Source organism: Mammaliicoccus sp. Q-M61, from assembly GCF_022386055.1.
GTDB classification, from domain to species: Bacteria; Bacillota; Bacilli; order Staphylococcales; family Staphylococcaceae; genus Mammaliicoccus; species Mammaliicoccus sciuri_A.
Genome location: NZ_JAJNJL010000006.1, coordinates 62,394 through 75,154 on the forward strand (window position 1 = coordinate 62,394; position 12,761 = coordinate 75,154).

9 protein-coding genes and 1 pseudogene are annotated in these 12,761 nt (G+C 31.7%); 4 read left to right on the plus strand and 6 right to left on the minus strand.

Annotated features, from left to right (window positions below):
* Window positions 1-79: 79 nt before the first annotated feature.
* On the minus strand, window positions 80-1,813 hold the full coding sequence (gene opp4A / locus LQ677_RS09325; RefSeq protein WP_037589224.1) for an oligopeptide ABC transporter substrate-binding protein: 1,734 nt from the start codon (window positions 1,811-1,813) through the stop codon (window positions 80-82).
* A gap of 257 nt (window positions 1,814-2,070) precedes the next feature.
* Between opp4A and LQ677_RS09330 the strand changes: the two genes are divergently transcribed.
* A complete protein-coding gene (locus LQ677_RS09330; RefSeq protein ID WP_037589223.1) occupies window positions 2,071-2,373 on the plus strand; it encodes a hypothetical protein in 303 nt (100 codons plus the stop codon).
* Window positions 2,374-2,607: 234 nt separating this feature from the next.
* The gene (locus tag LQ677_RS09335) at window positions 2,608-4,410 is read left to right on the plus strand and encodes an acyltransferase family protein (RefSeq protein WP_239748728.1); all 1,803 of its coding nucleotides are present in this window, start codon (window positions 2,608-2,610) and stop codon (window positions 4,408-4,410) included.
* 185 nt (window positions 4,411-4,595) lie between these two features.
* Here LQ677_RS09335 and LQ677_RS09340 read toward each other — a convergent pair whose 3' ends face one another.
* The 5 genes from LQ677_RS09340 to LQ677_RS09360 form a co-directional block, all read right to left on the minus strand.
* On the minus strand, window positions 4,596-5,561 hold the full coding sequence (locus LQ677_RS09340; protein ID WP_239748755.1) for an LLM class flavin-dependent oxidoreductase: 966 nt from the start codon (window positions 5,559-5,561) through the stop codon (window positions 4,596-4,598).
* 5 nt (window positions 5,562-5,566) lie between these two features.
* A complete protein-coding gene (locus LQ677_RS09345) occupies window positions 5,567-5,863 on the minus strand; it encodes a DUF3219 family protein (protein WP_126477633.1) in 297 nt (98 codons plus the stop codon).
* Between the two features lie 134 nt (window positions 5,864-5,997).
* A complete protein-coding gene (locus LQ677_RS09350) occupies window positions 5,998-6,198 on the minus strand; it encodes a hypothetical protein (protein ID WP_126477634.1) in 201 nt (66 codons plus the stop codon).
* Between the two features lie 147 nt (window positions 6,199-6,345).
* Window positions 6,346-6,687 carry a transcriptional regulator, SarA/Rot family gene (locus LQ677_RS09355; protein ID WP_037589219.1) on the minus strand — a complete coding sequence of 114 codons (342 nt, stop codon included), beginning with the start codon at window positions 6,685-6,687 and terminating at the stop codon, window positions 6,346-6,348.
* A 339-nt stretch (window positions 6,688-7,026) separates the two neighbouring features.
* A complete protein-coding gene (locus tag LQ677_RS09360; RefSeq protein ID WP_239748729.1) occupies window positions 7,027-8,766 on the minus strand; it encodes a YSIRK-type signal peptide-containing protein in 1,740 nt (579 codons plus the stop codon).
* 550 nt (window positions 8,767-9,316) lie between these two features.
* Between LQ677_RS09360 and LQ677_RS09365 the strand changes: the two genes are divergently transcribed.
* Both LQ677_RS09365 and LQ677_RS09370 read left to right on the plus strand, forming a co-directional pair.
* Window positions 9,317-11,155, plus strand: coding sequence for a BglG family transcription antiterminator (locus LQ677_RS09365; RefSeq protein ID WP_239748730.1), 1,839 nt, complete (start codon window positions 9,317-9,319; stop codon window positions 11,153-11,155).
* A gap of 79 nt (window positions 11,156-11,234) precedes the next feature.
* Window positions 11,235-12,690: pseudogene (locus tag LQ677_RS09370) on the plus strand (PTS fructose transporter subunit IIC); the annotation flags it as partial.
* Between the last annotated feature and the right edge of the window lie 71 nt (window positions 12,691-12,761).

Consider the following 12,761-nt stretch of genomic DNA (forward strand, 5'->3'; position numbering starts at 1 on the left):
ATGTTACACTAATAGATATGATAAGAGTCTGGAACATTAGTACTCGTCCCAGACTCAAAAAATTAACGCACTAAAATATTTATTTATCTTCTTCTACAGCCCATTCGTAGATTGGATTTGCACCTTTTAATGAAACTTCATAATTTTTAACTCTTTTATTTACAGCTGTTGTATCAATTAATTCAGTAAGTGGAATTGCTGGAATTTCTTCTGCCCAGATTTTTTGCCACTCTAGATATTTCTTCTTACGCTTATCTTGGTCTTCACCTACAATTTTTACGTCTAAAGCTTCATCTAATAATTTGTCTGCTTTTTCATTTTTATACCTTGTTTCATTCCAAAGTGCTGTTGATTTATACATTTCTGATGGATCTGGGTCTGCTCCTTGAATCCAAGTACGGAAGTATACTTCCATATCTTTAGAGCCTTTCTCTAAATCATCATTATATTTACCAAATTCAACCATTTCTACTTTTGTTTTTAGACCAATTTTTTCCCAATATCCTTTAAGTGCTGCTGTACGAGGTTCAAATGTTGGGTTTGTTCCTGCATAGTGCTTAAGATTGATTTCAAACTTTTTACCATCTGGATCTTCTCTAAAGCCGTCACCATCTTTATCTTTGTATCCTGCTTTATCTAATAATTTTTCTGCCTTTTTAACATCATATTTGTATTCTGTTACTTCACCTTTTTTAGCACCACTCCAGTGTGATGATGGAATTAAACCATTTAACGGTTTACCATAACCATGATAGAATGCTTTAATCCATTCATCACGATTGATCGCATATGCCATAGCTTGTCTTAATTCCTTAGATTGATATTTAGGACGTGCTTTACCGATTTCATTCTTCTCTTTATCGTAATCATTCAACACAAAACCAATAATTGCATAAGATGTTGACGGTGATTCTAATAATTTAACGTTTTCAGATTTACTATCTTTAATTTCTTTAGCAATCGGTGGTGAAACAGAAGATATATCAATTTCCCCTTTTTCTAAAGCTTGTGCAATTGAAGTTTGTTCTACAACTCTTAAATTAATTTTGTCTAACTTAGGTTCACCTTGCCAATAATCTTTATTCTTAACAAATTCTACTGATTCTCCATCAACAATATTTTTAACTTTGAAAGGACCTATACCTATAGGATTTTTACGAACTGCATCAGATTTAGCCATCTCTTTTACAGGAATATCTTTAAATACTTTTTCACTAATAAGTGATCCAGTCCATAAAGCATATAAATTGTTTGCTTTTTCTTTCTTAAATGTAATTTCTACAGTGTAGTCATCTATTTTCTTAATACCTTCTACTTTGTCTGCTTTACCAGCATGTTTCTCTTCGGCACCTTTAATAAGCTCAACACCACTATAACGTGGACCATCATAGTCTTTATTAGCTAATGTTTCTAAAGTAAAAATCCAATCGTTAATAGTAAGTGGATTGCCATCATGCCACTTAATGCCTTTTTTCATTTTGAAAGTATAAGTTAAATTGTCTCCATCTTTCTTATCCCATGACAAAATATGTGGCTTTATTTGTAAATGATCATCGAAATCAACTAATCCATCGTTGAAATAACCGATAACTTCAGAATCACCTGCTGTACCAGCAAAAATACTTTGGAAGTTACCTTCAGGTGCATCGCCGATACCAACTTTCAAAGTGCCACCTTTAGCATCACTTTTTCCAGTTTTATTTTCCATAGCTGATTCCTTTTTAGAATCCTTATCTTCCCCTTTGCCACATGCTGCTAATACAAGCATTAAACTTAAACATACTAATAAAAAAGTTTTCCAATATGGTTTCATATTTATACCCCCTTGTGTTGTTAAAGTATGTATATATAGTAAATATTTTAATTATTCTGTAAACTTTGTCAATAACTGGTAAAAATATTATAATTTAATAAATCTACAATTATTACGTATGTAAAATATTTTGTTTTTTTATCTGAGCTTTCTATTTGTAATTTCTCCTGTGTAATAATACACTATTGTTAAATAGATATTTGTCTCTTGCTTTGAATTTTGGATATTCATTATGAGTAATCAAGGAGGTTTTTCAAATGACTGTTGAAGGTAAAAATCTTATAAAAGTGAACCGGCAGAATGAACAAAGATCTTCAGAGATTTCAGTTATGATTGAAGAAGGTGGATTAGGCGCTGATAATTACTATCAAATTATTAAGCCAAACGCGAGCCATAGGGAAACAGAAGAAAATATTTTCCAATTCGAAGATGAAGTTAGTCAAAAAAGTGATTCTGATTTAATTGACTTACTTATTGTAAATGCACAGGAACATACTGCAGAGAATTACAAAGAAGCACAAAATATTATTAAAGCTGAGTTATTGAAACGAATGTGTTAAGAGAATATACAATATGAGGCTGGACCATGGTTTATATGGTCCAGTTTTTTATATTTTACTGGCTAACGATCTTGTTTCAGTTTCTTGAACGTTAAAATTTCTAACGATCTTGTTTTTGAGTCTTGATCGTTAGCCCCTTTCTCTCCATTATCCTTTTTTTGTATATCCTTGGTAAATTATGGTACAATATTTCTTATTGGAAATTTTTACAATTTATTGAGGAGACAATGAGAAATGAATGGTCAAATGAAAGAGATAAAGTCACATCCAATTCGTTATTTATATGGTCTAGATGGCTTGCGTGCAATTGCTGTTATAGCTATCATCATTTATCACCTTAATCCTAAGTGGTTATCGGGTGGTTTTTTAGGTGTGGATACTTTTTTTATCATTTCTGGCTATTTAATTACGAGCTTATTAATCCATGAATATCAACATACTGGCACGATTAACCTCTTACATTTTTGGAAGAAACGTATTAAAAGGTTACTGCCGGCAGTCTTATTTTTATTAAGTATTGTACTCATATATACCTTATTATTTGAACCGAGTATTATTAAAAGTGTAAAACAAGATACGTTTGCTGCTTTATTTTATGTATCCAACTGGTGGTATATTTTTCATCATGTTAGTTATTTTGATAGCTTCAAAGTGATGCCACTTAAACATTTATGGAGTCTAGCGATTGAAGAACAATTTTACGTATTTTGGCCAATTTTATTAATGATATTACTTCGCATTAAAAAGTTAAAAAGGCATTTTGTTTTAGTTGTATTTATAGCTTCTCTTATTTCATTATTGTTAATGATTTTAATTGCTGAACCGAATGTTGATAATTCAAGAGTATATTTCGGAACAGACACTAGATTACAAACTTTGCTATTAGGTGTAATACTAGCATACATATGGCCGCCTTTTAGATTGAAACAGCATATTATAACGCCGTTAAAGATTGGAATTGAAACGATAGGTTGTATTTCTTTAGCGCTACTAATTTACTTTATGTTGACTGCTTCATCCAGTGACAATTGGTTATACTTTGGTGGTATTTATCTTATATCTTTAGGTTCTTTACCTGTTATCGCGAGTGCTGTTCATCCTAGCACGTTATTATCTAAAGTATTAGGTAATCGATTATTGTTATGGATTGGACAGAGATCTTATAGTTTATATTTATGGCATTACCCTGTCATAACATTTATCAATAAACATTTCGTTCAAGGGCAAATCCCTTTTTACATGATATTGATAGAAATCATATTAACGTTACTGTTAGCTGAATGTTCATATCGTTATGTTGAAGTACCTATTAGAATACACGGGCTAGCGTATTTCAAACCTGGAAAAGCTCAATTAAAATCACTTATTGCTAAGAGTAGCATTACTTTAGTATTAATTGGTCTTACGTTAACAATACTTTCTGGACATTTTGATTATTTACAACAAACGCAACAACATCATGCCAAGAAGACTTTTAAAGTTTCAAATCACGATGATAGGAATAGTTTGATATTACCTATTCCTAAAATTAATTTTAATAGCGAACAAACTCATAATCATAAAGGGAAGCATCAAGATAAAATGTTATTTATCGGTGATTCCGTCATGGTTGATATCGGGGAAGAAATACATAAAGCATATCCAGATGCAATAATAGATGGTAAAGTCGGTCGTAATTTAAATGACGCTATTCCACTCGTTCAAGAAAAATACAGTACATTTAATAAAGCCAATCAACAAGTCGTACTTGAACTTGGTACGAATGGAGATTTTTCTTATGATGATTTGACAAAGCTCATTAAAATGTTTGGTAATGCGCATGTATATGTCGTGAATACACACGTACCAAGAGATTGGGAACAAAGTGTCAACAAGAAACTTTCAAAAGCAGCAGATTCACATAAGAATGTTCAATTAGTCAATTGGTATCAAAAAGCACACGGCCATTCAGAATACTTCGCCTATGACGGCGTGCATTTAGAATATAAAGGCGTACAAGCACTCGTATCCGAAATAAATAAACACATCAAGTCATAATATTTGAAATTAACAAAAAACAGTCTAGAACCCTATTTTGTTCTAGACTGTTTTTTTCGTTTAGCTCGTATTGTTTCTTCTATAATTGAACCGACTATGAGACCGACTGAGATGATGATTTTTCCTATTAATAAAATCATACGAAATCACCCTTTAATATCATATTTGAGTTCTGAAACAAGTATTTATATTTGTGCTAATAATCTATAAGATTGCATTCTATCCTCATGCGTTATTGTATTTGTACTGACCATGATTTCATCACATTGATATTCTGATCGAATTGCTTGAAGTCTTGATTGAACGGTTTCAACATCACCTATGATCATATTGTCTTTCATGTCATAAAGCATTTCTTTTTCACGGTCACTTAACGCATCAAATGTTTGTACTTTTTCTTTTTTATCTTCACCTTGTACTTTAGGTATTAAACTTTCTATAGCAAGTGCTTCCGCTTCTTGATTAGTCTCTGCACATATGACAGATACCGTTACAATCACTTTAGGTGTTTCTTGATTTCTTTGTTCAAAATGTTCACGGTAACGATCCACAATTGCACGACCATTTTGATCACTCATAAAAGCACCAAACACATATGGCATGCCATTTTTAGCAGCAAGTAAAGCACTTTTCTCACTTGTTCCTAATAACCACGGTGTTGGTGGTACATCAGGTTGTGGTAACACATTTACTTTATGATATTCGTGATCTACAGGAAATTGACCTTCCAAGAACATCAATAATTCTTCTAACAGTTCTGGTAAAGCCCACACTTGTTTCAAAAAATGCTTCGATAACGCATTAGTTGCTTCAGCTGAGCCACCGGGTGCTCTTCCTATACCTAAATCTACTCTATTTGGAAATAAAGTAGCCAAAGTATTAAACTGCTCGGCAACTTTATACGGTCTATAATGTGGTAACAAGATAGCACCTGCACCAATTCTAATACGGTTTGTATGCGCACCAATATAAGAAAGTAATACCTCTGGCGCTGAACTTGCAAGGTTGGACAAACCGTGATGTTCAGTTAGCCAATACCTTTCATAACCTAAAGCCTCTCCTAATTGCGCTAATGCCAACGAATCTTTAAAAGCATCACTCGCTGTTTGACCAGGTGCAATCGGTGATTGATCAAGTATACTCAATTTCATACCGTTCATCCCTTTTGGTCCTCTCGCATTTCTTTAAGCACAAGACGGTACACCGCAACTTGATTGTCCTCATATAAATTTGTTAAAGACGTTGAATAATTATAGATTTCACCTTTAAACTTCTTATCTTTATCCGGAACTTCAACATCAAAACGCCCTCTATATAACAAAACTGCAATATCGTGATACGCTTCACTCGTTACATTAAATTCAATTGTTACTTTATATAAACCATCTACAGTTTCGTCTTCAAAAAATGTTAATGGAATTTTCGTTTCATCTAAATATATATTTTCAACCAATTACGTCACCTTCAAAGTTTATATTTAATATCTAAGTTCAGTATAATATGTCGAAAGATATAATACATGCATTCTGTTTATAGTAAGTGAGCATTATGATGAGCTCAAGTATAATTGATATGTAACTTGTAGCCTTATTTTTCTAATGCTTTTTGGTACTCATATAACGCAATAACCGTTTCAAATTTAAGCTTATTGATATCGTGTATACCTTGTCTAATTTGTTTAATAGTAGTCGCTGCAATTCCGATATCTTTATTGATTCTATATGCGCTAATATCCTTGTTGTCTATTAACTTTTGTACCGTTGATATAACTTCTTGAATTGGTTCCATTTTCATTACTCCTTATATAATTTACTTATTTTCTAACATTTATTATTTACACTAATATTACCTTATTACCCAATTAATTTAAACATTAGTTATGTGCAGAACCGCCTTTAAAAAAATAACCTCCTACCTATTAAGTAGGAGATTTATTTAAAATTTTAAATCTTTTTCGTCTAATGTTTCTTCAATAAAGTCTAACGTATCTCTTATTGCTTCTAAATCAATATCAAATAATATTATTTTTCTTTCATCTTGAACATCTCGTTTTTTCTTAAAATACCCTAATGATTCAAGATTTTTTAAAGATGATGCAATTTCAGATGAAGAAGTGTTGTACATAAGTTTCCTCAGACGTCGCACATAAATTTTTGTAGCATTCATTTCATTTATATAAAACAACGTTATAATGTCTATTTTCTTTAACTTCTTCTTATCATGTATTTGATTCAAAACATCTTTTCTATGTAATTCATATTGTATAATGCCTTTCATACTAACCTCTCCTAACCTTTAAAAGCACTCAACTAAATATATTATTGAAACTCAAATACAATAAACATATTTTTCAATTCATTAGCTGCTATGGAATATACTAATAAATGAATACTTTATAATTTAAATATATGAGCCTTTTCTACACTAAGAAAAGGCTCATTATTTTTGGATTCAATAAACATCTATCCTCAGTCCTACACTAAATAAGAAGAATAAACTTACTTCATCTTCTCTATATTTAGAAATGACCAAATCTTAAACAATATTTAGTTCTTTATCGTTCAAACTTATACAAACATCACTTTTAACTAACCTTTTAAATTACATATCTTCTTTTTATTTAGTTACTTTTCTTCTCTTGAATAAGAGGAAGCTAGCACCAAATATACCTATTAAACTACCAATTAAACCTTTATCAACATTAGCTTCACCCGTATTCGGAAGCATTTGACTTTTATGATCTTTGTCACTATGCGTGTTCATATTTATTTTTCCAGAAGACATATTATTTCCATTATCATTATTTTGGTTATTCATATTTTCAGATTTAAGAGGAACCATCGTTTTATCTTTATTTCCTGGATTGTTAGCTTTAATTGGCTTCATTGGTTCCATTGGTTGCTCCGGTTGTTCTGGTTGCTCCGGTTGTTCTGGTTGCTCTGGTTGCTCCGGTTGTTCCGGTTGTTCCGGTTGTACTGGCTCTTCTGGCTTCACAGGTTTGTTACCATTACCGTCACCTTTTTGCCAATCATATTTTAAAAGTTTTTTACCAGACCATGTAGTACCTTCTGGTGCAGTTGAATTGTTTGAAAAATAAAATTCATCCATACTTTGTTGTTGTTTAATATTATCTGCAAGTAAAACTGGGACTGCTACTGTATAACCATAACCTTGCTCTACATCCATAGAAACAGTAACTTTCCCTTTAGAGCAAACGACTTTTATGTTGTATTTATCCGCATCTTTAATTGTATTTAAGAGCGTATAGTTATTTTTAGCAACACCATAGTATAAATTTAATCCATATTTTTCGATTGCTTCACAGTTATAATATGCATCTGGATAATTTTCAGAAATGAATTCTACAGTATGTCTGCCTGACTCTTTAAATTGAGGCGTTGAATACATATGTAAAATATCACTTACCCCTTCTTTATATTCTTGAACTGGCGTAAGAGATTCTGTATATCCAGAATATGTACTTACTTTAAGATTTAATGTATTATTTGTTGATACAAAATTATCATTAATCAATAATCCAACTTCTCGAGAAGTGTTGTTTTCCCAAATTGGTGAAGTTGCTTTTGTAACAATATTTAAGTTTGCATTTATGTCAGTATGTGTATCAAAGTAATTATCAGCAGTAAATATTAATTTGTTGTTCTCATAATTAACATTTCCTAATAATTCCCCTTCTTTATCATAAACATCTAACATCTTTGATCCACTATACTTATTCATATAATCTGGTAGCGTTATTTCAAACTTATCTCCAGGCTTTGCATTAGGATTAAATGTCATATTTAAAGCTAGATTAATATTTGTATTGTAATCAATAGTACTTCCATTCTCAGGAGATAACATCTTAACACTAATGTCTTGAATAATTGATTGATTGTCTGTTTCTGCTGAAGTTGCAGTCATTCTATCTGTATTTTCATTACGTTCATTATTTGAATCTGTATTTGCAGTTTCATTTGGTTGAGTGATATTTGATTCCATGTTTTCTTCTGTTGTATTTGAAGTTTGATTGCTGTTTGGCTGTATTTCTTCTGTTGTTGCTTCATTTACACTTTCTGATTCTGTATTTTTATCATCATTTTGCAAGCTTTCTTTATTTTCCGCTTCGTTAGTGTTAGTGTCTGTGTTTTCCGTCATGTTGTTTGCGTTATTTATAGGATTTTCTTCACTCATTGTACTTTCTTCGGTCATAACATTTTCAGTAGCTTGATCATTCTCAGCTGCTTGCGCTTCTTGATTGACCCCTAAAAATATTAGTACCCCTAATAATACTGATCCTGTGCCAATAGAGTACTTTCTAATACTAAACCTTTGTTTATTAATTTTCCTTTCCACCTTAACTTCCCCATCCTTTTATCAAAACGTAAAATATGAAGTTTGCTTTGTAAATGATGTAAATATACACAATAAACTTCAGAAAAATTATACAATACATTTTGTAAAATTTTCAAGTACTTTTTATATAATTTTATAAGAATTCGATATTTTATTTAATATTTACGTTACAGTTGTTTTATTTATAAATAATTGTATGAATAAAAAATGTTAACAATGTAAAAACAAATATTTCCGTATATTAATTTAGTTTTATTCAAAGAATCTTGATTATACACTATTTATTTTTATCGCATTAATTTAGCTTTATTAATATAGTTCTTATATTATTTTCCTACTATCCTTAACTACAAAATCAACAGTATAAGATTATTTTTTTAGTTTTTTAAAATAGTTATTTTAAGTGGAATTAAAGAACACTCACAACTAATTGGACACTCTAGAATTATCGTTATTTGTCACCCATTCATTAAACGCTTACAATATAATATGAATCTAAATGTGGACTTGAAATGTGGTGGGATTATTGTTAGAAAGACATGTGAAATTAATGAGACTATTACTTTTAAATCGTGATAGTTATTTAAACGGGACTGAAATAGCTGACTATTTGAATGTTTCAAATAGAACGGTAAGAAGCGATATTAAATATATTAATAGTGAAATTAAAGATGTCATTATCAGTATTAAAGGGCGTGGTTATCAGTTAAATCACGAGTTATATCAAACTGAAGAGATAGAATCCATATTGAATCAATATACGGAAAAGAACGGTCAGACGCTTATCAAGATGGCTTACCAATTATTAATGTATAAACAATCTGTTACGCTTGAACAATTATCTGAAGACTATGCTTTAACGAAGAATGAACTCATCGATCATTTAAATCAAATTCAAGCTTGGTGTGAATCTTATGACGTTGCGATTAAACTTGTTAAAAGAAAAGGCGTTACGGTAAGTGGCAATGAAATGGATATTCGCAACGCTATTCTTCATTTAAACCAACTCTCTACAAACAATGTTAAGGTAGAGGACTTCATTTTGAATGAAATCCCAAAAGCGCATAGCGAATTAATGATGCATATTATGGAACAACATTTAGAGCATAACCATATTCAAACTTCAAAAGTACATATTAAACAGTTGCTCGTACACCTAATCATTATTTTCAAAAGAATCCACGATACAACAGAACAATGGGATATTAATCAAGAGGCATTGGCCATTTCCCGGGCAATTATAGAAGATATTAATAGACAACTTAAGTACACTTTAAGCGATGAAACAGCGAAGTTATTTTCATTTTTTATTAGCTATTATTTTGATAAATATGATCTTGGCTTCAAACAAATATTTATTCAAAGTTATATTGAACGTTTAATTTATCAAATGAATGCCAAAGTCGGTATAGATTTTATGCAAGATGCTGTACTTCGTGAAAATGTTTATTCACATTTTAGCAGAACATATTTGCGTATCGTTAAGAACGTTTATATTAACAATCCGCTTACAGAGGATATAAAACAGCAATACCCATTTGTGTTCAATGCATTATATGAAACGGTTCATTTACTGGAAGAAGATGCACAACTTAATATAAGTGAAGACGAGATAGCCTTTCTAGCATTGCATTTTCAATCATCGATAGATCGTAATGTACAAGATCAATTTAACGTTGTCATTACTTGTTACTATGGACTTGGCATTTCAAGCTTATTAGAAGCAAAAATTCAAAAGTTAAACCATAAAATTAATATTACGGATACGATTAAACTTGAAGACGTTTCAACTTACCCATTTTCTAATACGGATATACTCGTTACAACACACGAAATTGATATGAAACATATACCAAGTAACGTGCAAGTTGTTCAAGTATCACCTTTATTTTCAGAAGAAGATGCTCATAAATTTCAAACCATTTTAAATCAAAAGCAAAACCCTATTTTAAATAACGACGCATTATTGCCTATCGACTTTCTATCGGTACCAATCGAAACAGACATACATTCTACTGTTGATATATTCCAACATGCGGAACGTTTGCTTAATCAACAACATGCAATATCAAGTGGGTATATTGAAAGTGCATTAGAAAGAGAGAAGTTCTCATCAACTTATATTGGAAATGGCATCGCTATTCCACATGGCGACCCTACTAAAGTCTTTAAGTCACATGTACTAATGTTTAGACTCCGCCAAGATATATCATGGAAACAACATAAAGTTCATTTAGTATTCTTCTTATCTATTGCAGACAAAGATAAACAAGTAATGAAGAAAATCATACACAGTATTGCTGCATTAACAGAACAAGATGTTAAACATTTACTAAAATTAGAAGATGAACCATTCAAACAATATATCATTGATCGTTTTAAAGAATAATTGCCACTACTAACGGCAATTATTCTTTTTTATGCTTCAGTGAATGCGTTTACAATTGAATTAAGAAGGAGCTGACGTTATGAAAATTTTAGCAATTACATCTTGTCCAAACGGGATTGCACATACTTATATGGCTCAAGAAAAATTAGAACAAGCCGCAAAAGAAATGGGCATAGATATTAAAGTAGAAACACAAGGTGGTGTCGGTGCAGAAAATGTTCTGACATCAAAAGAAATTAGAGAAGCGGATGGTATTATTATCGCTGCTGACAGACAAGTCGATTTATCAAGATTTGACGGGAAACGATTAATTAACGAAAGTGTTAGAGAAGGTATTCACAACCCTAAATTATTAATTCAACGCATCATCGATCAAGATGCACATATCCATCATGAAAAAGGTGGCAATAAACAAACTCATGATGACGAAGAACAAAAAAGTGGTCTACAAATGGTCTACCAACATTTAATGAATGGTGTCTCATTCATGGTGCCATTTATCGTAGTTGGTGGTTTATTAATGGCCATTGCTTTAACTTTAGGAGGACATACAACACCTGAAGGTCTTAAAATTCCGGATGATTCATTCTGGAAATCTATTGAAAATATCGGTAGTTTAGCATTTAGTTTTATGGTTCCAATTCTAGCTGGTTACATTGCAGTTAGTATTGCTGATAAACCAGGTTTAGTACCAGGTATGATTGGTGGCGCAATTGCTGCTGATGGTAGCTTTTACGGAAGTGAAGCTGGTGCAGGATTCCTTGGTGGTATTGTCGCTGGTTTCTTAGCAGGTTATATTGCTAAATGGATTAAAAATATTAAAATTCCTAAAGCAATGGCACCGATTATGCCAATTATCATTATTCCTATTATTTCTTCAATTATTGTAGGACTTATTTTCATATTTGTTATCGGCGCACCGATTGCGAGTATTTTTGAAGGCTTAACAACATGGTTAAAAGGTATGCAAGGTACAAATAGTATTATCTTAGCGCTTATTATCGGAGCTATGATTGCATTCGATATGGGTGGTCCAGTAAACAAAGTTGCTTTCTTATTCGGATCAGCTTTAATTGCTGAAGGAAACTATGCCGTTATGGGTATGGTTGCAGTAGCTGTATGTACACCACCTATTGGTTTAGGTCTTGCTACTTTTATCAATAGACGTAAATTTAATAAAGGTGAAATTGAAATGGGTAAAGCATCATTTACAATGGGCTTATTCGGTATTACTGAAGGTGCTATTCCATTCGCCGCACAAGACCCATTACGTATTATTCCCGCAAATATGATTGGTGCAATGGTTGCAGCAGCTATTGCAGCTATAGGTGGCGTTGGAGATAGAGTTGCACATGGTGGTCCAATTGTAGCTGTACTTGGTGGTATCGATAAAATACTATGGTTCTTTATTGCTGTCATCATCGGAAGTAGTGTTACAATGCTTGTCACACTTTTATTAAAGAAAAAAGAAGCAACAGTTGCAACACCTGAAATGGAATCATCTAATAGTGGTATCACAACATCATTTATGGGATTAGATGAAGATGATAACGATCAAAAAGAAACAACCACTTCAAATGATGAAACTCAGAAAGAATCAGAACAA